This window comes from Treponema sp. OMZ 906 (assembly GCF_024181185.1).
Taxonomy (GTDB): Bacteria; Spirochaetota; Spirochaetia; order Treponematales; family Treponemataceae; genus Treponema.
Window position 1 is genome coordinate 388,817 of record NZ_CP051196.1, and the last position, 21,863, is coordinate 410,679.

Genomic DNA, 21,863 nt, shown 5'->3' on the forward strand with positions numbered 1-21,863 from the left:
GTACGGATATTTTCCGTCTATTTTCGCATTTTTTCCGCAGCCGGTATTCTCAGTATAAAAAGAGCTACCAGTGCCGTACACGGAACTGCCGCAATAATACCGATGCTCCCCGAAATACCGTGCATAATCTCTATGACGATGCGTGGAATATTGATAAACTGCGTAAAGCTCATGCCATAGCCCCAAATCATCATCACGAGCGGCAGGGACGAGCCTGCAAAGGCAAGAATGAGCGTGTTGCTCATCGTGCCGGTAATATCTTTTCCGACAGTCAGTCCCGACTGAAAGAGTTCCTTTTTGCTGAGGCGTGGATTTGCGGATAAAATTTCCTGCATGGAAGATGCGATGGACATACTGACATCCATCACAGCGCCGAGCGAAGCAATCAAAATTGAGGTAAACAATAGCCCATCCAGCTTGAGGTTATAATCGGGCGCCAAGTTGAGCAGCTGTTCGCCGCCTTCCATATTAACACCTGAAAGCTGCGCCGAGTAGGATACGACGACAGAGATAATTCCCGCGATGGTAATCCCGGACACGGTGCCTGCGATGGCGGTATATGTTTTGCGCGTAAAACCGCCTATCAAAATAAAGCTGACGATGGTCATAATGGAAACAAGTCCGATAGAAACCGGCACGGGAGGGAAGCCTGCAAACAAGGCTGGGATGAGCACGGTAACAATGAGTACACAGGTGAACACCAGTCCGAGTGCGGATTTTAACCCTTGTCCTCTGCCGAGAAGGATAAGGGCTGCAAAGAACAGCCCCAGCAGCACAAAAACATGGGTGTCGCGCTTGAGGTTATAAAGCCACACGGCTGTTTTCCCTCCGCTGTTCCGCAGTGTGAACACCGCTTTTAAGCCCTTATACGCAAAATTGCTGTGTAGACTGCTGAGCGTATTATACACTTCAAATTCCGTATTTTTATGAGTTCCTTCGAGGATTTTAACACGGAGCTTTTGCGTACCGCGGAACTTTCCTTGCACAATCGGATCGGGAGAAAGGTCTTCCTCGAGCACCTCCTCCACAATACCCTCAGCAAATTCTTGCGTAAACGGCGATTCAGGCTTGAGTTTATCTGAAATTTTCGGCATACCGATGCAGAGCAGCACCGTAATGATCAGCACTGCCCCTGCGAATATTTTTTCTTGCATACTCTCTTGTAAAAGTATACCGTGAGATTTCCCCACCCGTCAACAATTTTTTTCCTTTACCAAATAAGTTTTTTCCTATTTTCAAAAGGTATGGAATATGGTATATATACCGCTCGACTCAAAATTATTTAAAGTGAGATAAAAATAGGATTGTAATATGGCAAAAAAACGTTTTTCAATTAGCAACAAATTGATTATTATCTTTGGACTTTTAATTGCAGTAGCTTCGTTGACGGAAGGTGCGCTGGCAATCAGCTTTGCACGGAAGGCCGTAATCGAAAAATTGGAAATACAGCTTATCGATAAGGCCTTGGATGAAGCGGAGATCATGGACGCAAAAATAACTGCTTTTTTTCAGTTTTTAGAGGGACTATCCCATATCCCGATACTGTATGATCCAGCCGCTTCATATCAAGAAAAATTGGAACAGCTGCAGAAAAATGCAGTGAGCAACAATACAATACAAGAACTCAATATCAGTGATACCGCAGGCGTTTGCTATGTAGAAAGCGGTACGGTAAATGTAAGCGATAGAGATTGGTTTAAGGCTGCAATAAAAGGAGAGCGTTTCGTTTCAGATTTATTGATTTCGAAAACAACTCAAAAGTTGATCAGTACTTTCTCGATTCCGCTTTACGATGAAACCCATCGTATTATAGGTGTTTTATCTGCTGATATTTCCGGCTTGTGGTTCAGAGATAATATCAAAGACATTACCATCGGCAAAAGTGGCAATTGCTACATCATAGGACCTACGGGAGCAACGATTGCCGATCAGGATATTGATGCGGTAACAAGTATGCTCAATCCAAGTCAAGAAGGACAGAGCAATATTGAATTGGATTCTTGCGGAAGATTTGAAAGGAACGCGATAGCTTCTTTACAACCCGGCATCGGTTATTATGAGTACGAGGGTGTTCCCAAAATTGCAGCTTATACAAAATTGAAGTCGGCCGCATGGACTACTATCGTATGTGCGCCCGTACATGAATTTATGGAAACCGTAAACACGCTCCGGCTCAGTCTGATTTTAATCGGATTCGTTATTTTTGCAGGATCCGTTATTATCGTCTATTTAGTATCCAGAGGTATAATAAAACCGGTTAAACGAACAGTTTCGGCTTTAGAAAATATCGCACAGGGCGAAGGTGATTTAACCGTAAGCCTTCCGGTAACCGGAAATGATGAAATTACGGACTTATCGGAATATTTTAACGAGACGATTGCAAAAATAAGAAACGCAATCAAATCGATAGGTGTGAACTGCAATCAAATGGAAGAAATCGGAAATGAGTTGTCTACCAATATGACTGAAACGGCAAGTGCAGTACATCAAATCAGTGCGAATATCGATGGGGTAAAACATCAAGCAATGACTCAAGCGGCAAGCGTTACCGAAACAGCGGCAACCGTTGAGGAAATCGTTCGTACCATTAAGCAATTGAATACAGGCATCGAAATGCAGGCAGCAAGTGTTGCACAGTCATCGTCATCTATAGAAGAAATGGTCGCAAATATCGCTTCGATTGGGCAAACGCTCACTAAAACCGATAGCGCTATTAAAGAGCTTACAACTGCTACTGCTAATGGCAAAGCTACGATCGTTACATCGAATACCGTAACGCAGAAAATTGCCGAAGAATCCGGTTCTTTACTGGAAGCGTCAAGCGTCATCCAGCACATTGCATCGCAGACAAACTTATTGGCAATGAATGCTGCAATAGAAGCTGCACATGCCGGTGAAGCAGGCAAGGGCTTTGCCGTTGTAGCTGATGAGATAAGAAAGCTTGCCGAAGAATCTTCGGTACAAGGAAAAACGATCACCACAACCTTAAAAATGCTTTCAGCGGAAATAGAAACACTTTCCGTATCATCAAAAACGGTAGAAGGAAATTTCAATAGTATTTTTACTCTTGCAGAACAGGTTAAAAAGATGAGCGCCCATCTAACCGAATCAATGAAAGAACAGGAGCACGGCAGCAAAGAAGTATTGACAGCTATTAAGAACATCAACACGGTAACAATGGAAGTACAAGCCGGTTCCGAGGAAATGCTGAAAGGCGGTGAAGGGGTCGCTCAGGAAATGCGAAAGCTGGATAATCTTACCCGCATCATAACTGACAGTATGAATGAGATGGCGGCAGGTGCGGTGCAGATTAACAATGCCGTGCAGGAAGTAAACGAGATTACACAGAAGAACAAGCAAAGTATCGATAATCTGGCAACCGAGGTCTCTAAATTCAAAATTTAGACACAAATAGAGCGGTATCTACGGCGTTGCTGCACAAAAATAAATGCTCAACGTACACAAAGTACGTCTCCGCTTTATTTTTGTTCGCGCCTTGTATCTACTCGCTCTATTTGTGTCTAAGATATTTCGCAAAAGGGTTGAAAAAACAGGTTTTTCGATAAAAAGGAAATACCCTTATACCGCTAAAAAACTGTCCCAAAGATATCAAGCTAGGTGTCTATTCTTTTTAATTCTGTCAGTGCTTTATTGCGATAAACTAAATCGTTCCTAGCGGAAAAACCTTCGTTTTCCCAAAAGGCATTACCATCTTTATTTTTAGTGAATACAACTAACGCAGTTTTGTGAATACCAATATGTTTTAAAGCATTCAGCACCGTGGAGATCAATTGGGAAGCAACCCTTTGTCTCCGCCATTTCGGATGTACAGCAGTATGGTATATGTAACTTCGCCTTCCGTCATTTCCTGCTAATATTGCGCCGATAATATCTTTTTCATTTTCCGCAACAAAACATGTTTCCGGATTGCGCTTCAAGAAACGAGCAATACCTTCTTTTGAGTCGTCTAAATCGTTCAAGCCCATTCCCGCACACGACATCCATAAAGCATATACCGCTTCATAGTCGGATACAAGCATAGTACGTATATTCATTGGTTGTTTCCAATTTCCGGCAGTTTAGCGGCTAAACTGCCGGAAGACATTATTTATTTTTCTTTTGCTACAGACGGTTCAAAGGCTTTTTTAGGAGTTCTGCCTTCGTTCTGTGCGGCAAAACCTACCAGTTCCGGGTATATTTTCTGTGCTTTTTCAAACACATCGGCTGCTTGGTCGTTTCCTAATTTGGTTGCATATTTTGCTGCGGCGGATTCACCTTTTTTGGTATAGAGCCGTGCAATTTCAGCATCTTTGCCTTTCTGCTCTTTAATCAGCTTTTGCTCATACGCTTTCCAATAGCTGCGGACATTCTTTCCGTACATATCCCTGTTTAAAGCTGAAAAGACATTGATAGTCCGCATCAGCCAATAAAACGAATCAGGCGTATACATTTTGTTGTCGACTTTATACGCAGCGTAGGTGTCCGTAATGTTGCCATAGAAAGGCAGATACACCGAATGTTCCGCATTTGCCATCGCCATCCACATCACACCGCCGACAGCTTTCGGTAAGGTGTCTTTCATCTGAATGATATGGCACTCCATAGAAGTCGGTGTACCGATTGCGCGAACTCCTGCGTTTTCCGGTAAATTTGCATTTTTATCGGTATCTTCATAGCGGTAGCGCTGCAATTCCATTACATCTTCAAGGGCAATTTTCTTGTCAGCCTTTCTCCACAAAGAGAATAGCTTCGTGTCATACGCAACCTTAGCGGACGGTGAGAGTTTATTTTGTCCTCCCCAAAGCCGTACACGGTTGTAGTCGCTCATTTCTTCTCCATAAGTAAGTCCCACATGGAATTTACCGTCAACTTCTTTATAAAAGCCTTTCGACTTAGGCAAATTGATTAAATCTTTTGATGCGATAACATCTTTACTTGTCGTATCGACATAACCGAGTAAGAAGCAATTAGGTACTACCGCATACATATCATCCGGAACCTTAACCGCTGCATACTGATGGCCGGTATAAATTTCCATGTACCAGCTTTCTTTATCGTCTGCGATAAAAATGATGTTGCCTTCTGCCGAACCGTAGGTATCTACAATCTTTGCAATCCGTTCAACGCCTTCCCGGGCTGTGGTAATATACGGCAATACAACCGTTGTCATAGATGCTTCCGAAAGTCCGTTTTCAACAAGCGGGTCAGCTGCTTCTGCAGCTTTCCCCGGAGATGCCGAAACGGTTGCGCTCATCGCAACGCCGTACTCGTTAAAACCGACTTCGTCGTAGATGCCTTCGGATTGTTCGGCATCGCAAATAGCGGTATACCGATAGCTCTCTTTCGGCAATTCAATTTTAAAGCCGATTGAGTCGGTAAACTGTACCGGCTTCCTGTTTTTCTGATGCGGATATACCTTAAAGGTTTTGTTATGGGCGCCACTCAAATCTTCCGTACGCGCAATAATGCGAAAGCCGTCGGCTGTTGCATCCTTTCCTGCAACAAACCCCGTACAGCCGAAAGCATTGGACATTCCTGCCCATACGCCGGCCGCGGCAACCAATAAAAACAGACACATTTTTTTCATAATGTACTCCCTGTTAAAAATAATCCGATAAACACTACCGAATATAAATATGAAAAGGATTATATCATGCAGTATGAGACTTGTCAAAAATTATTCTTTTTATCGAAACAAGAAAAGTCTTCCCTAATTGGTTTTAAACTTACTCACCTCCGCCGCCAGATTTTCAATACTCCGCTTATTCTTTTGCGTAATTTCACTTACTTCCTGCACGGCATTGTTAATCTGCACTGCGCCCGCTGCCATTTCGTTCATACTATCGGTAATGATACGGGTGAGGTCATCGAGCTTGCTCATTTCCTCCGCAACACTCTCTCCGCCCTTCAGCATTTCGTCAGACCCTGCCTGTACTTCCGTTGTTACCATATTGATATTCTTAATGGCGATTAGTACTTCTTTGCTACCGTTTTCTTGTTCCCTCATTGATTCGGTTAGACGGGCGCTCATATCCTTAACTTGTTCTGCAAGCATAAAGATTGCGTTGAACTTTTCTTCTACCGTTTTGGAAGAGGCAGAAAGCATTGCGATTTCGCCGGAGAGGGTCTTGAGCGTTGCAGTGATCGTCTTTCCTTGCGTTGCAGAATCTTCGGCGAGCTTACGGATTTCGTCCGCAACGACGGCAAATCCCTTGCCAGCTTCTCCCGCATGAGCAGCCTCAATCGCGGCATTCATCGCCAATAGATTTGTCTGAGATGCAATATGCTGAATGACGCTCGACGCTTCCAGAAGCGAACCGGATTCTTCGGCAATCTTCTGTGTTACAGTATTGGAATTTACGAGTGTTGCTTTGCCGTCGCCGGTTGCCAGGGTAAGACTCTTGATTGCCTCGTCGGTTCTACCGAGCGTTTGCCCGATGGAGGCAATGTTGGCAACCATCTCTTCTACGGATGATGAGGATTGCGCGACACTCGCTGCTTGGGTTTCGATACCGATATTTAACTGCTTAATAGTACGGACAATTTCTTCGACAGTTGCAGCAGTTTCGGTAACGCTTGCCGCCTGAGTCATTGTCTGCTGCTTTACTCCTTCGATATTTGCACTGATTTCATTTACGGCACTCGCCGTTTCGGTCATGTTGGAGGCAAGTTCATTTCCAATTTCTTCCATTGCAACACTGTTTGCACCGACCGCTTGTATCGAAGCACTGATTTTTGCGATTGTTTCGTTAAAGTATACAGATAAATCCGTTACTTCATCATTACCGATTAACGGCAACCGCACCGTTAGGTCTCCCTCTCCTTGGGCAATATTTTTTAGAGCATTGACAGCGGTCTGTACCGGCTTAACCATTGTGCGGGCGACAAAATAAACAATCGTAAGCGCAACAACTAAAATGATAACGCCAAGCGTATATAATGACCGGCGCAGTGTGCTGACCGTTCCCATAAATTCATTATACGGCGCCGATATAATTACCGTCCATCCGGTTGTCTTTATCTTTGCAAAAGATGCGATTTCCGGTTCGTTCTCCCAATAAAAAAATCCGGTAGAGGGTTCTTTCTCCGTCATGGCTCGCTGTTCGAAAGAGGCAATGGTAGAATATGCAGGATCCGTTTTAGCTCGTTCGATACTGCTGCCTTGGCTTTTTACAATTTCAATATCGGTATCGGCAATAGTAATGCCGGTAAGGCCGATGATGTAGCAACTCCCCGATTCCCCAACAATAATATCACTGATAGTGTCGGAGAGCCATTCGGCCTGCGCCGCCGCCCCAAGCACTCCAACTATCTGATGATTATTATCATAAATAGGAACCGAAAAGGTAATGATCATTTGATCGTTCGTGCGTGAAAAATACGGTTCGGTTATAAAAGATTTTCCCTGCATACCGGCTTGCACCCAATTCCTGTCGCTCGCTGCGATTTTTCGACCGTCGAGGGAATATAAATTTCCATCCATATCGGTAATGGCGGCATCGCGCAGTACATCATTGTAGGCAACTTCTCTTTTTAAAAATGCGGTTTTTTCGCGGTAGGACAACGTTTCATCTCTAAACATCGGCATCCGCGCAATTCCTTCAAGAAATTGAATGAAAGACGTAAGGCGCCCGTCAATAATCTCCGCTACGTCGGTTGCTTTATCGGTAAGATGTGCCTCAATTTTTTCACTTACTGCCGTACGAGCAATTTTAGTTGCTAAAAGGCCTTCAGTAATCCCCGCCGCTGCGATTAATATACCGAAAATCAGAATAAGCTTATAACGAATTGAAAACCGTTTTTTCATCGTATACCTCCCGCCAAATGCGCACTAAATTGTATGGAATACTGTATATCATATTTTATCTCTTTTGTAATAGTATACGAATTCAGTTTTATGCCTCAATTCATCTCTGAAATATTCGGATATCTTTTAGACCCTTACTGGCTTCTTAATACTTAAGAGAAAATTAATTTCCGTGGCATATTATGAATTACTTTACTTTTAGTAGAAAATTCAGTATGCTGTGTTTCGATATTTCAATGTTGTATGCTGCAAACATTTGCAAGGCGTACGGGAATATCCGAAATTTTCTTTTAGGAGGAAGGAATATGAAAAAATTCGCTTTCGTATTATCGGTTCTTTTTTTGACAAGTGCTCTTTCGTTTGCTTCCGGTGCTGCCGATTCCAATGCTGCAGCCGATGTCAAAATCGACTTTAGAATGAACATTGCCAAACAAGATTATGAGTCCAATTATTTTAATTGGACGCTTGGAAAAGAAGCAACTGTGCAGGACAAATTCGATGCTGTTTCTGGTGCAAGTTTGAAAGGTTCCACAAGAGCATTTAATGCTGTCCGCTATGCAGGTAATGCTGCAGATAAAAAAGCGGCGCTTCCCTCAGCACTGCGCAGTCTGTTTTTGTTCCCTCTTGCCGATTGGAAATTCGTCGAGGGATACGGACTTCAAATAACGAATGCCGACGGTGCTCTTACGATACGGTTTGCCCGCAAAACGACTGCATATGAATTAACAACCGACAATCAGGGTAATTTTAACCTGCTTACCGGAGCAAAAATTGCAAAAGATATTGCGGAAAAAACCGATACCGGTTTTGCAATTAAGCCCGAATATCTCAAAGAGGGCGGGGATCCCACAAAGATGTCCGATTTGGATTGGAACAAGATACCACTGAAAAACGACACTTTTGCTCCCGATGCCGCTTATCATTATGAAGGGACGCTCAAATTTGCGTTGAAAGATAACATTTTAACGGTGAACGGTGCATTAAATCGTAAATAAGTGACGGGTGTCTGAATAATCGAAAAAAAAGAGCCTCTCTAAGCATTGTGCTTGAGAGGCTCTTTTTTTACTCCGAGTAAAGACCGATGGCGTGTATCTTTTTGCGGCGATACCGCACCAAGACTTTGGGATCGCGTTTGCAGAGATCGGCTAAGTCATGCAGAATTTGCGCGCGTATTTTATCCGCTGCTTTTTGCGGATCGGTATGAGCACCGTCTACCGGCTCTTCAATAACCCCGTTAATCAGTTTAAGCCCGAGTACCTCACGGCTGGTAATTTTCAGCATTGCGGCGGCATCCTTCGCCTTGCTTGAGTCTCGCAATAAGATAGACGCACAGCCTTCCGGCGAGATAACCGAGAAAATTGCATTTTCCAGCATGTACACCTTATCACCGACTCCGATACCGAGCGCACCACCTGAACCACCTTCCCCAATGACAAAGCAGATAACAGGCGTCTTGACGCGACTCAACTCACGTAAGTTTACCGCGATAGCTTCGGCGATACCGCGCTCCTCCGAACCAAGTCCGGGATAGGCGCCTTGTGTGTCGACAAAGGTAATAATCGGGCGGTGGAATTTTTCCGCCTGTTTGATGAGCCTGAGTGCTTTGCGGTAACCTTCGGGATTCGCCATGCCGCCGTTCCGGTCGATGGTTTCCCGCAAGTTCCGCCCTTTCTGGTTGCCAATAACCGTTACCGGTATCCCATTGATAAAGGCGATACCACCTATCAGTGCAGGGTCGTCGCCGAAGCAGCGGTCGCCGTGCAGTTCGATAAAGTTATCAAAGACCATATCGATATAGTCGAGGGCACGCGGTCGATCGTTATTCCGTGCAAGCTCGATCTTCCTCCATACTTGGGAAATCGCAGAGCTTGCTTGCAGCTTTTCATTTATCGTTTTGAGTTCTTTGGTGATATCGAGCCCGTATTTGTCGGCAATATCACGCAAACTCGACAGGATTTCACTTTGGTCGGTCAGTTGTTCGTTTCCTTTATCCATATTACCTCCTTCCCTTGCCGAACGGCGGATTCATGTGTGCGTCGATCATCACGGCAAAAAAGTGTTTTTGCTCTATGCGCGGCACAATACAGTCAACAAAACCTTTTTTAAGCTGGAATTCAGCGCGTTGAAATCCCTCCGGCAGCTGCTGGTGGATGGTACCTTCGATAACGCGCGGCCCGGCAAATCCGATAAGAGCATTAGGTTCCGCCGCGATAACATCGCCCAGCATCGCAAAACTTGCCGTAACGCCGCCCGTCGTGGGGTCGCAGAGCATCAGGAAGAGGGGGACGCCCTTGTCGTCAAGCTCCGCTGCCGCGCTTGAGGTTTTCGCCATCTGCATCAGCGAGAAAAGCCCTTCCTGCATACGCGCGCCACCCGATGTTGCGTAGATAATCACCGGTATCCGTTCTGCTGCGCCTTTCAGCATAAGCCGGGAAATTTTCTCCCCGACAACAGATCCCATCGAACCGCCGAGAAAGTCGAACGACATAACACCCAACAGCGCATCTCTACCTTCAATCTTGCATTTACCGGTAACGACAGCCTCATTCATCGAGGTTTTTGCCTCCGCAGCGGAAACTTTTTCTTCATATCCCGCCATCTGAATAGGATTCATTGTCCGTAAGGTAGGATCCAGCTCTTCAAACGTATCTTTATCGGCAATATAGGCAATCCGGTCGGGCACATCCATCCGCATGTGGCAGCCGCAGTCGGGACATACCATCAAGTGTTTTAAAAGCGTTTCCCGTTCATATTGTTTTTTACAATGAGGACATTCCATTATCTCTTTCCTTATTTATCTCCAGTAGTGAATAACTGCGCGTACAAACTTGTGCCGAAGGTACCCGATTGGAACTGAGCCGACCGTAAAATAGTTTTTTGCTCTTCAATATTGGTTTGGATACCTTCGATATGCAACTCATCCAGTGCACACAGCAGCTTTTTAATAGTCTGTGCCCGATCCGCCCCATGCACAATCAGCTTGGCAGTCATCGAATCATAGAAAGGCACTACCTTGTACCCTTGATATAAAAATCCATCGAAACGGACACCATTTCCGCCGGGTATCCGTAGATTTGTAATCAGCCCGGGTGTACGTGCATTGATACGAGCTTCGATTGCCCAACCCTTTATCGGCACTACACCGTCAGGGAGCGTCATCTTGCCGCCCGTACACACAGAAATCTGTTCACGGATAATGTCGGTACCGGTTACCATCTCGGAAACGGGGTGCTCAACCTGTACGCGCGCATTAACTTCCATAAAATAAAATTGATCACCGGAGACGAGAAATTCGATGGTACCCGCTCCGCAATACTTGAGCGAAGAAAAAAGCTTTTGCGCACCCGCGCACATTGCATCATACATTGCATCGCTCACCGCCTGCGAAGGGCTTTCTTCTATCAGTTTTTGGTGATTCCGCTGTACCGAGCAGTCCCGCTCACCGAGAATTGCAACACCGCCTGTACCGTCGCCGATAACCTGCAACTCGACATGTCGCGGGTCGCTCAGGTATTTTTCGATATAAACTGTGCCGTCGGCAAAATTCGCTTCTGCTTCTGAAGATGCGATGGAAAGGTTTTCAGCTAAGTCGGCTTCCTTCCAAACGATGCGCATACCCTTCCCGCCGCCGCCTGAGGCTGCTTTGATAATAACCGGATAGCCGCATTCCTTCGCGGTTTCCGCAGCTTGTTCTTTGGTTGTAATCGCACCCTTAGAGCCGGGAGTAATCGGGAGTCCGCTTTTTTGTGCGGTCTCGCGAGCTCTCACCTTATCGCCAAGCATTTCGATGGTGTCGGGCTTGGGGCCAATCCAGAACATACCGGCTTTTTCTACCTCCCGTGCAAAACCTGCGTTTTCGGAGAGAAAGCCGACGCCCGGGTGTACGGCATCGCAACCGGTGCATAGTGCAGCAGTTATGAGCGTATCCTTATTCAAATAGCTTTTAGCCGACGGCGCAGGCCCGATGCACACTGCACGATCCGCTAACTGCACATGCAGGCATTCTTTGTCGGCAGTAGAATAAACAGCGACGGTTTCGATGCCCATTTCCCGACAGGCGCGGATAACGCGAACGGCAATTTCGCCGCGGTTCGCAATCAGCATTTTCCGTATCATACTTAAATCCTGATTGTAAAGAGCGGCTGATCAAACTCAACCAAATCACCATTTGCTGCAAGAATCTCCTCAACGGTACCGTCGTATTCGCACTCAAGGGTGTTCATCATCTTCATCGCTTCGAGGATGCAGAGCGGCTGTCCCTTTGAAACCTTGGATCCTTTGTCCACATACGCGGGAGCATCAGGGGACGGAGATCGGTAGAATGAGCCGACAATAGGGCTTTTCACCGTTACGAGGTTCGCATCAGCGCCGGGGGGAACCGCTGCGGCTGCAGTCGGTATACCTGCTGTTGCACCCATTGCGTTTGCGTGCCCATGTGTACCTGCTGCAGAAGCTGTTCCGCCGTTTGCAGGAAGGCTTTGCATACCGGTGCCCGTTGCTGCATATCCGTTTGTATCAGTTCCGGCGATCGGCTGCATCGGCGCAGTGTGCAGTGTATACGGCACGGCCGCCTGTGTATTCTGATACGCAGCTTCTTTTTTAAGCGTTAGCTCCGCTTCTCCTTCCTTTATATGGAGCAGCACAGCCGAGCTTTTTTCAAACTTGTCAAAGACATTTAAAATAAATTTTTCGTTCATATTCTTGCTCTGTTACTCTGTGTCAGCCTTTATATCCGGTCGAACCGGTCAATCTCGGCATCGTAATCGATACCGGCAATATCAAATCCGTTAATCGCCAAAAAGTCATGCCGATATTCATCGACATCGGTACGCTCGCGGCTGGTCTCGTCGGTAACGGTTGCCATAATCTCTGCAACGGCAGACTGTACCGATTCGTCTAACTCCCAGTCGTCGATACGGATACGGTGTTCGCTGTCAGTCGGGATAACACCGTCTGTCGTGTATAAGCGGCTGTCAAAGAGACGGTTTATCTGCTCGATACAGCCTTCGTGCGTGCCCTTTTCCTTCATCACTTTGAAAAGACTTGCCAAATACAGCGGAATAACCGGAATAACGGCACTCGCTCTGGTTACCAACCCCTTGTTGACCGACACGAATGCCTGACCTTTTAAGGCTGCAAGCTTTGTGTTCAATGCATGGGCGGTGGCTTCCAAGTGTTCCTTAGCCTTGCCGATGGTGCCCTTGCGATACAGTGCTTGCGTGGCTTCCGGCCCGATATAGGAATACGCAACCGTAATGCACCCTTGCGCCAATAGATTAGCGGCACCGAGCTTTTCTATCCAACGCTGCCAATCCTCACCACCCATAACTTTTACGGTAGCGAAGGCTTCTTCGTCGGTTGCCGGCTCCGCAGTAATTTCCGTCAAAGCACCGGTAAACGGGTCGAGGGTTTTACCGGTAAACGGCTTTCCGAAGGGCTTGAGTGCCGAGCGATAAGTAACACCGGTCTCCGGATCGGTACGCACGGAGCTTGCCACGCTGTAGATGATCAAGTCGAACTTTATACCCAGTTTTTTTGCTTCATCGATAACCTGTGTTTTAATAGCATCGGAAAACGCATCTCCGTCGATGGTAACGGATACCAGCCCTGCTTCTTTTGCCGCGGTATCAACGGCTAAGTTGTTATACCAGCCGGGTGTTCCCCACTTCTTTTCGCTACCGGCTTTTTCATACGATACGCCGATGGTTGTCGCACCGTACCCGAAAGCTGCCGTAATGCGGCTCGCCAATCCGTATCCACCTGAACAGCCGACTATCAGCACATTTTTCGGTACCGCGGTTCCTGCCGGGTGAGATTTTGCCCGCTTTTTTGTATACGCGATTTGATCTTCAACTGCTTTTTTACATCCTTGAGGATGCGCGTTTAAACAGATATTGCTCCTCAACATTGGTTTCATACTCATTTCTCTTTACTCCTTACTATATTAGTTGTTTATAATGCATGATTACGCCATAATTGGCAATAGCTTTTTCTTGACTGAATATATGATGTTTTATATAATAGAAGAATGAGTACTAAATCATTTAAAGGGGGGTGTCATCCTCCCGAGCGGAAAGCGATTTCCGCAGAATCCGAAGTCTTGGCTGTCATGCCGTCGACAAAGATGGTGTGGATTCCGGTTACCCAAGGCGGTGCTCCGAATACTCCGTTGGTAAAGGTTGGCGATACGGTTGTACGAGGTCAAAAAATAGCGGAAACGGACAAGTTTATGTCTGCGCCTGTACATGCCTCGATCTCCGGTACCGTAAAAAAAATAGAACCTCATCTCGTTACAGGTAATACGGACGCACTTTGTATCGCAATTCAAGCAAGCGAGGAACCTTCCGAAGCTTTTATGGAACCGCTTGATCCTTTTACCTGCACAAAAGAAGATGCCATTAAGCGTATCCGTGAGGCCGGCATCACCGGTATGGGGGGTGCTTCTTTCCCTGTGCATGTCAAATTGAGTCCTCCTAAAGATGCGAAAATCGATTACATTTTAGGCAATGCAGCGGAATGTGAGCCGTATCTGTGTACCGATGCCGCTACGATGTATCATTCCGCTGAAACGATTATAGACGGAATGGCGATTATCATGCACATCACCGGAGCCGACAAGGGAATTATTGCGCTTGAGGATAACAAAACGCACTTGGTTCCGGTGTTCGAAAAAGCGATTGCGAAGATAAAAGCAAACCCTGTCGGCCCGGGCGCCTACGACATTTCCGTTGAATTATGCAAAACAAAGTATCCGCAGGGCGGAGAAAAAAATCTGACTTCCGCAGTTGTCGGCAGAGAAATTCCTTCCGGCGGGCTTCCGTTCCAGATCGGCTGTATTGTTCAAAACGTCGGCACGATGAAAGCGATTTCTGATGCATTCCGTAAAGGTATCCCGCTTATAGATCGCCCGCTTACACTCTCGGGTGGCGCTTGCGAAAATCCTGTGAACGTAATTGCTCCGATCGGTACCTGCATCGGAGACCTCATCCCTGATGTCATCCGCTTAAAACCCGGTGTTACTAAAATCATTTCAGGCGGCCCGATGATGGGCTTTGCGATGAAAAACGCGGATTTCCCCGTACAGAAGAATACGTCCGGTGTTCTTTTCTTAACAAGGGAAGAAGTCAACCTTGATGAAGAAAGCCCCTGTATCGGATGCGGAAAATGCGTAACTCATTGCAGCTGCCAACTGTCTCCCGTTCTGATGATCCGCGCATTAAAAGCGAATAAGCTGGATGAAGCCGTTCGCTGCGGGTTGATGGACTGCGTTGAGTGCGGCATTTGTTCTTATGTGTGTCCGGCGCGTATAAAGCTCGTCCAACGGTTCAAGGTAGGAAAGCAGCTTTTACGTGAAGCAAAACAAAAAGAGGCCGCAAAAGCAGCCGCTGCGCAAGGAGGAAAATAGACTATGGCTGATACAGATAAGAACGAAATTTATCTTTCCCCCGCGCCTCATATCGCGAGCCCCGTAACCACCAGAAAATTGATGATACACGTACTGATTGCGCTTGCTCCGCTTGCGCTGTACGGTATTTATCTGTATGGAGTTCCGGCGCTCATCCGTATTATTGTTTCCGTAGGCGTTGCAGTCGGTGCCGAAGCCGCATTTCGAAAAGCGATGGGTAAGGACATCCGCATAAAGGATTGTTCTGCTGCCGTAACCGGTTTGCTGTTGGCGCTTGTTTTGCCGCCGCTTATTCCGATCTGGATTGTGGTGGTTTCCGCAATTTTTGCCATCGTCGTAGCAAAAGAATTTTTCGGCGGACTCGGCGCCAATCCTTTTAACCCGGCGCTGGTAGGTCGCGCCTTTGCGTTTGTCAGTTTTTCACGCTTGATGACTTCGTGGGTTGCTCCTCATCACGGCTTTGACGCGGTGAGTACGGCGACGCCGCTTTCGTACCTTAAAATGTCGGAAGGTGGGATTTCCACCGCAGCCGCAATCGCGGAGAAGATGGGCTTATCTTCCTCAAGCGATGTATACCTTAAACTCTTTTTAGGAGATCACGGAGGCTGTATCGGTGAATCAAGCGCGGTGCTCATCCTCATCGGTTTTGTCTACTTGCTGGTTACCCATGTTATTGAATGGCAGATTCCCGTTTCTATGGTGCTAACAGCTGTAGCGGTAACCGCGCTTGCGGGTATCGATCCGCTGCTCACGCTGCTAAGCGGCGGTTTGCTGTTCGGCGCCGTCTTTATGGCTACCGACTATGCAACCTCTCCCGTAACCTTTAAAGGACAGATCATTTTCGGCGCGGGCTGCGGCTTAATTACCGCTTTGATGCGGCTCTTTGCCGGAATGCCGGAAGGCGTTATGTACAGCATTTTGATTATGAATTCGGTTGTTACGTTCTTAAATAAACTGATTCAAAAGAAATACGGATATGTGAAGCCCGTTAAGGTTGCAAAACCGGCCAAGGAGGGCGCAAAATGAAACAGATGATGAAATTATCCGTTACGTTGGCGCTGTATACCGTTGTAGCATGTCTTGCGCTTGCGGCGGTTAATATGCTGACCTCTCCCCGTATCCTCGCGGCAAAAGAGGCCAAAACAAAGTTGGCGCTTCAAGCAATTTTCCCCGATGCGGATTCATTCCGTCCCGTTACCGAAGGAATGCCGAAATCGGTTGATAAAATCGCGTTCGGCGATACCTACCTTGCCTTCAACGGAGATAAACCTGTCGGAATTATCGTAACGGTCAGCGGTCATACGTATGATCAGGCGACTATCCTTATCGGTATCGATACGGAAAAAAAACTAAGGATGATTCAGTTTTTATCTTTAACCGACTCACCCGGTATCGGAACAAAGGCGAAGGACGAACCGTTCATCGGGCAGTTCCGCAATAAACCGACTACCGATGCCTTTGCGCTGGGAAGTGATGTTCAAGCGATTGCCGGCGCTACGATTACCTCTACGGCTGTTACCCGCATGGTAAAAATTGCCGTCGATGCCGCTTCTTCATATATGAGCAGTCAAGGACTTGGCGGCTCCGGCAGCGGAAACTAAGAGGAGAACGGTTATGAAAGAGTATGTACGTATTTTTACAAACGGGTTGGTGAAAGAAAATCCCCTCATCATGCTGATGATTGGACTTTGTTCCGCGCTCGCCATTACCACTTCCGTTGCAAACGGTATTGGAATGGGGCTCGCAATGACTTTCGTTATTGTGTTGAGCGAGATGATTATCAGTATGTTCCGAAAGTTTATTCCGAATGATATCCGTATTCCTATCTTTATTATTGTTATCGCATCGTTTACCACTATCGTAGACCTTTTGATGCAGGCGTTTTTACCGGAGCTCTCCGAATCGATGGGTATTTTTATTAAACTCATCGTTGTAAACTGTATCATTATGGGACGTGTCGAATCGTTTGCTTCAAAGGAATCTCCTTTAAAAGCGATGGCGGATGCATTGGGCATGGGGATGGGTTTTACGTGGGTGCTGGTCGTTATGTCTGCCATCCGTGAGCTTTTGGGTACCGGTACCGTGCTCGGTGTGCGCTTGTTGCCGGATGACTACCTTATTAAGTTCTTTGCAAACTCTCCCGGCGGCTTTTTTGTATTCGGTGTGATGATTGCCTTAACGTATTTGGTACAAGATCAGCGGAAGCAGCGGAAAATACGGAAAGCAGCCGCATTAAAAGAAGCGGCGCTGAAAGAGGCTGCCGCATTACGGGAAGCTGAGCTGGCGAAAGAAGCTGCGCTCAAGGCGGAGGCTGCACAAAAAGAAGCCGCGTTAAAGGCTGAAGCGGAAAAACAAGCCGCCGCACCTGCGACCCAATCTGAGGCTGGTGCCGAACCCGCGGCCGTTGCAGCGCCTGCAAAGGAGGGAACTGAAAATGGAACTGTTTAAGATTTTTCTCGCTGCGGTATTCGTTAAGAATATCGTTTTTATCCGCTTCCTTGCACTGTGTTCGTTTATCGGTATGACCTCCGATGTGAAAAAATCCACCGGTATGGGATGGGCGGTTCTCTTTGTTACGGTTATCGCAACGGCTGCAACGTATCCGCTCTATAAATTGGTTCTTGCTCCATATCATCTCGGCTTTTTGCAGACACTGCTCTTTATCTTGGTTATTGCGAGTTTGGTTCAGTTGGTCGAGTTCTACTTAAAGAAGTCGGCGCCTGCTCTGTATTCGGCGATGGGGGTGTACTTACCGCTGATTACCACGAACTGTGCCATTCTTGCGGTTACGCTCGATGTTATCGCTGCCGACTATACCTTTATTCAGTCGATGGTATACTCAATCGGTGTCGCAATCAGCTATATGTTGGCGATGGTTTTGTTTGCCGGTTTGCGCGAGCGTATCGACATTGCCCCGATACCTAAGTACCTCAAAGGTACTCCTATCCTGTTTATCGCTGCCGCCCTGTTATCGTTGGCATTCGGCGGTTTTGCAGGCATGATTTAGAGGAGTGTAAAAAAGAGTATGCAAATAATTATTTTAACGCTTATCGTTTCGCTGATTTTATCGTTAGCGATAGGCTTTTTATTAGGCTTTTTTAAAAAGCTGTTTTATGTAGCACCTGATGAAACGGTTGCGAAAATCCGTGAGGTGCTTCCCGGTGCAAACTGCGGTGCGTGCGGTTTTCCGGGCTGTGACGGTTTTGCGGCTGCGGTTGCAAGCGGCAATGCGCCGGTAAACGGCTGTTCCGTCGGTGCCGGTCCCGTTGCGGCGAAAGTCGGTGCGATTATGGGCGTTTCGGCAAATGCCGATGCAAAAGTCGCAGTTCTGCTTTGCCAAGGTTCGCACGATGTCTGCAAAGAAAAGGCGGATTATGTCGGCGTTAAAACATGCCGCGCCGCAAAGATTTCAGTCAACGGACTGCGGGAATGCGATTGGGGCTGTATCGGCCTCGGCGACTGCGAAATGGCCTGTCCGTTTGATGCCATCCATGTTGAAGCGGACGGTATTCCTCATGTCGATTATGAAAAATGTACCGGCTGCGCAGTATGTGTTGCGGCCTGTCCTCAGCATATTTTGACCACGGTACCTACTTCGCGGAAAGGTTCCATTGCGCTTTGTTCATGCAGAAATCCGAGAAAAGCAGTTATCATGAAAAACTGCAAGCGCGGCTGTATCAAGTGTATGAAGTGCGAAAAGAACTGCCCAACCGGTGCGATCAAAGTTATTAACGGTATTCCGGAAGTGAATTACGAGCTCTGCGATTCCTGCGGTATCTGTATAAAGGGCTGCCCGACAAAGGTGCTCGCTTTAGTAGAAGATAAGATTGCAGTGCTGTCGCCCTGCAGCGCGTGCGAAGCGTGTTAATTTGTGCGAAATATTTAAATTACGGCTTACCGGCATGTTTAATGAATGCTCGGTAATATCGAGCAGGATTGGTAAATATGCCGGATAAAAAGATGCGGAGCGGCGTTGTCTGTATTATCGGACGCCCCTCCGCCGGAAAGTCAACATTTCTAAATAGTGTTTGCGGTGAAACGGTATCGATTGTTTCCGCGCTGCCGCAAACCACGCGCAGCTCCGTCCGCGGTATCCTTACGGCGGAGCTGGGGCAGATTATCTTTCTTGATACGCCCGGTTATCATATCAGTGAAAAAAAAATAAACCGCCGTATGCAGCTCATTGCGGAAAATCGTCTACAGGAAGCCGATGCCGTGCTGTATCTTATCGATGCAGCGCGTCCGTTCGGCGAAGAAGAGCTGGCTATCTGCGCATTGCTGAAAAATAAACAAGACCGCTTGATTGTCGGTATTAATAAAATCGATAGTCCAGCCGCGTGTCCGGGGCAAACCCGCCTGAGTGTAATGCAGGCTTTACCCGATTTACCGCAAGAGCGGATATTTGAGCTGTCTGCGCAGGAAAAAACGGGACTAGAGCCCGTGCTTGCCGCACTGTTTTCCCTTTTGCCGGAAGGTGAACTTTTGTATCCCGAAGACTTTTATACCGACCAGCCGGTGGATTTCCGTATTGCCGAAATTATCCGCGGACAGGCAATCAGCCGCCTCTACGAAGAAATCCCCCATGCGCTGTATGTTGATATTCAGGATATGGAGATGAAAAAGAACGGAAAGGAGCTTTTTGTCCGTGCCTTTCTGTGCGTAGAACGAGACAGTCAAAAGGTGATGGTTATCGGTAAAGGCGCGGCGATGATTAAAGCAATCAGGGTAGAATCTCAAAAAGAGCTGCGTAAAATTTTTCCGTATCGAGTACAGCTTGATTTACAGGTGCGCGTCGATAAAAATTGGCGCCAAAAAGATCGGGTGCTGCAATCCGTATTGCAGGAATAGTACCACTTTTGAAAATATACGACGCATCTGCGTTGTCGCATCATTAAAAGTGTACATCCGTGTACACTTTTAATGGCGAGTTTCGCGGAATCGCGAAACATCGCTGCTGGTTAATACAAGCGGCATCCGTGCCGCTTCTGAAAATCCTCAACGTATCAAAACCGCCACGGATGGCGGTGGTTCTCGTCAGTAACGTGTTTGCAGTGCAAACACGTAGGTACAAAATGTACACGGATGTACATTTTGTACCGTGCCTGCGGGTGTTTTTTGTGCGCTCCTAGCATCTGCATCGTCTCGTATAATAAAGTCATTGAATGATCTTATGCATTTTGGGATAGTATACCCGTGCAATATGATGAGATAACCCGTCTGCACGCTGGGGGTGCTCCCCGTAAAATAGACTGGATTTCTTAGCTCCGGTAGGTAGTACACAGATGAGCAGGATGGGGGCATTCCCCGTATCTCACACGAGGATGTGTGCCTTTCGGAGATAAGATCATTCATATTTCACCAATCCATTTATCCCAAAGGAATACAGCATTATGTTTATTGTTGGAATTGATATTGCCAAGAAAACTCACGTTGCTGCTATAACCGATGATACCGGTAAGCTCATCGGTAAAACGTTCAAAGTCGACAACTCCGTCGAAGGCTTTAACGGTCTTCTTCAAAAACTTGCCGACATCAGTACTGACATCAGTCAATTCGTTTTCGGTATGGAAGCGAGCGGACATTATTGGCTGAACCTGTATACGTGGCTGAGCGATAAAGGTTTTACCATTCACGTTATCAATCCCCTCCAGTCCGATGCACTGCGCCGGTTGCAGATACGACGGACAAAAACCGATCCTATCGATGCACAACTGATTGGCGAATGTATACGGCTAGGGAAATACTGTGAAACCAATCTTGCCAACGATGATATGCTCGCTCTGCGTGACCTTACTCGTCAGCGTTTCTATCTGGTCGATATGGCAGGTGATATAAAGCGCAAAGTTATTTCCATGATGGACAGGATTTTTCCCGAATATGAATCACTTTTTAGCGACATGTTCGGCAGAACCTCTTGTGAACTGCTGAAGGAATGCACGAGTCCTGAAGAAATCCTCGCTCTCGACACCGAACGGCTGTGTGAAATCTTACGCAAGTCAAGTAAAGGCCGTTTTAAGCAGCAGAAAGCTGATCAAGTACGAGAACGTGCACGAAATTCTTTTGCAGTTCTTTTATCTTCTCAGTCTTTGTCTCTGCTTGTAAAGCAAATGATCGAACAACTTGAACTTTTAGAAAGTCAAATACGCCAAATTGAGACGCTCATCGAACAACTGTATGCCAAGTTCGATTGTAAATTAACCAAAATACAGGGAATGGGTACTACGCTCGCTGCTGTAATCTTGAGCGAGATAGGTGATATCTCCCGTTTTCAAAATCCAAAACAGCTGACCGCTTTCGCAGGTCTGGATCCGGTTATTAAGCAATCCGGTTCCTTCTCGGCAACAAGGGTTCATATGTCTAAACGCGGCTCTCCGTATCTACGCAGAGCGCTGTGGCTTGCTGCAAACACCGTCAAACAATGGGATCCCTCATTTGCTTTTGCCTATCAGAAAAAAATGAATGCAGGAAAGAATAAATCTCAAGCCTTGGCTTTCATTACTCATAAACTTCTTAACGTCGTTTTTACCATACTCAAAAACAATATTGATTATCTCCCGCTCTTTCCTCCTGATTTTGAGCTTTCTAAGCTGCCTCAAAATTTTCATTTAGCCACTTGACTTTTCATAGCAGGCTATTTTCAAAAGGCTAACG

The 21,863-nt window shown here is 46.7% G+C and carries 19 protein-coding genes; 10 read left to right on the forward strand and 9 right to left on the reverse strand.

Annotation, left to right across the window (positions count from 1 at the left end; translation table 11 throughout):
- Positions 1-17 precede the first annotated feature (17 nt).
- A complete protein-coding gene (locus E4N69_RS01570) occupies positions 18-1,154 on the reverse strand; it encodes a YibE/F family protein (protein ID WP_253824277.1) in 1,137 nt (378 codons plus the stop codon).
- A 157-nt stretch (positions 1,155-1,311) separates the two neighbouring features.
- Here E4N69_RS01570 and E4N69_RS01575 point away from each other — a divergent pair, with 157 nt between their 5' ends.
- On the forward strand, positions 1,312-3,405 hold the full coding sequence (locus E4N69_RS01575; protein WP_253824278.1) for a methyl-accepting chemotaxis protein: 2,094 nt from the start codon (positions 1,312-1,314) through the stop codon (positions 3,403-3,405).
- A gap of 209 nt (positions 3,406-3,614) precedes the next feature.
- On the opposite strand, the gene E4N69_RS01580 is transcribed toward E4N69_RS01575, so the two are convergent.
- The 3 genes from E4N69_RS01580 to E4N69_RS01590 form a co-directional block, all read right to left on the reverse strand.
- Positions 3,615-4,055: a GNAT family N-acetyltransferase gene (locus E4N69_RS01580; protein ID WP_253824279.1), complete on the reverse strand. Its 441-nt coding sequence runs from the start codon at positions 4,053-4,055 to the stop codon at positions 3,615-3,617.
- A gap of 53 nt (positions 4,056-4,108) precedes the next feature.
- Positions 4,109-5,587 (reverse strand): C69 family dipeptidase, encoded by a 1,479-nt coding sequence (locus E4N69_RS01585; protein WP_253824280.1) that lies wholly within the window; start codon positions 5,585-5,587, stop codon positions 4,109-4,111.
- Positions 5,588-5,710: 123 nt separating this feature from the next.
- Entirely contained in the window at positions 5,711-7,807 is a 2,097-nt protein-coding gene (locus tag E4N69_RS01590; RefSeq protein WP_253824281.1) for a methyl-accepting chemotaxis protein, read from the reverse strand.
- A 305-nt stretch (positions 7,808-8,112) separates the two neighbouring features.
- Here E4N69_RS01590 and E4N69_RS01595 point away from each other — a divergent pair, with 305 nt between their 5' ends.
- Positions 8,113-8,802, forward strand: a complete 690-nt coding sequence (locus E4N69_RS01595; protein ID WP_253824282.1) for a hypothetical protein — start codon at positions 8,113-8,115, stop codon at positions 8,800-8,802.
- Between the two features lie 67 nt (positions 8,803-8,869).
- Here E4N69_RS01595 and E4N69_RS01600 read toward each other — a convergent pair whose 3' ends face one another.
- From E4N69_RS01600 to fabV, 5 genes are read right to left on the reverse strand one after another with little or no spacing between them, the layout of a single operon-like run.
- The gene (locus E4N69_RS01600) at positions 8,870-9,802 is read right to left on the reverse strand and encodes an acetyl-CoA carboxylase carboxyltransferase subunit alpha (RefSeq protein WP_253714940.1); all 933 of its coding nucleotides are present in this window, start codon (positions 9,800-9,802) and stop codon (positions 8,870-8,872) included.
- Position 9,803: 1 nt separating this feature from the next.
- Positions 9,804-10,586 (reverse strand): acetyl-CoA carboxylase carboxyltransferase subunit beta, encoded by a 783-nt coding sequence (locus E4N69_RS01605; RefSeq protein WP_253824283.1) that lies wholly within the window; start codon positions 10,584-10,586, stop codon positions 9,804-9,806.
- 11 nt (positions 10,587-10,597) lie between these two features.
- Entirely contained in the window at positions 10,598-11,923 is a 1,326-nt protein-coding gene (locus E4N69_RS01610; RefSeq protein WP_253714942.1) for an acetyl-CoA carboxylase biotin carboxylase subunit, read from the reverse strand.
- Positions 11,924-11,925: 2 nt separating this feature from the next.
- Positions 11,926-12,504 carry an acetyl-CoA carboxylase biotin carboxyl carrier protein gene (gene accB / locus E4N69_RS01615; protein ID WP_253824284.1) on the reverse strand — a complete coding sequence of 193 codons (579 nt, stop codon included), beginning with the start codon at positions 12,502-12,504 and terminating at the stop codon, positions 11,926-11,928.
- A 29-nt stretch (positions 12,505-12,533) separates the two neighbouring features.
- Positions 12,534-13,730: an enoyl-ACP reductase FabV gene (gene fabV / locus E4N69_RS01620; RefSeq protein ID WP_253714944.1), complete on the reverse strand. Its 1,197-nt coding sequence runs from the start codon at positions 13,728-13,730 to the stop codon at positions 12,534-12,536.
- A gap of 105 nt (positions 13,731-13,835) precedes the next feature.
- Here fabV and rsxC point away from each other — a divergent pair, with 105 nt between their 5' ends.
- The 8 genes from rsxC (at position 13,836) to E4N69_RS01660 (ending at position 21,829) form a co-directional block, all read left to right on the forward strand.
- Positions 13,836-15,212, forward strand: a complete 1,377-nt coding sequence (gene rsxC / locus E4N69_RS01625; RefSeq protein ID WP_253714945.1) for an electron transport complex subunit RsxC — start codon at positions 13,836-13,838, stop codon at positions 15,210-15,212.
- Positions 15,213-15,215: 3 nt separating this feature from the next.
- Positions 15,216-16,238 carry an RnfABCDGE type electron transport complex subunit D gene (locus E4N69_RS01630; RefSeq protein WP_162662175.1) on the forward strand — a complete coding sequence of 341 codons (1,023 nt, stop codon included), beginning with the start codon at positions 15,216-15,218 and terminating at the stop codon, positions 16,236-16,238.
- Positions 16,235-16,813: an RnfABCDGE type electron transport complex subunit G gene (locus E4N69_RS01635; RefSeq protein ID WP_253714946.1), complete on the forward strand. Its 579-nt coding sequence runs from the start codon at positions 16,235-16,237 to the stop codon at positions 16,811-16,813. Before E4N69_RS01630 ends, E4N69_RS01635 begins: the two co-directional genes overlap by 4 nt.
- 13 nt (positions 16,814-16,826) lie before the next feature.
- Entirely contained in the window at positions 16,827-17,660 is an 834-nt protein-coding gene (gene rsxE, locus E4N69_RS01640; RefSeq protein ID WP_162662178.1) for an electron transport complex subunit RsxE, read from the forward strand.
- Positions 17,647-18,219 (forward strand): electron transport complex protein RnfA, encoded by a 573-nt coding sequence (locus tag E4N69_RS01645; RefSeq protein WP_162662180.1) that lies wholly within the window; start codon positions 17,647-17,649, stop codon positions 18,217-18,219. Before rsxE ends, E4N69_RS01645 begins: the two co-directional genes overlap by 14 nt.
- Positions 18,220-18,237: 18 nt before the next feature.
- Positions 18,238-19,080, forward strand: coding sequence for an RnfABCDGE type electron transport complex subunit B (locus E4N69_RS01650; protein ID WP_253824285.1), 843 nt, complete (start codon positions 18,238-18,240; stop codon positions 19,078-19,080).
- A 92-nt stretch (positions 19,081-19,172) separates the two neighbouring features.
- Complete coding sequence (gene era / locus E4N69_RS01655) at positions 19,173-20,060, forward strand: GTPase Era (protein ID WP_253824871.1); 888 nt, start codon at positions 19,173-19,175, stop codon at positions 20,058-20,060.
- A gap of 542 nt (positions 20,061-20,602) precedes the next feature.
- On the forward strand, positions 20,603-21,829 hold the full coding sequence (locus tag E4N69_RS01660; protein ID WP_253823921.1) for an IS110 family RNA-guided transposase: 1,227 nt from the start codon (positions 20,603-20,605) through the stop codon (positions 21,827-21,829).
- The last annotated feature ends 34 nt before the right edge of the window (positions 21,830-21,863 follow it).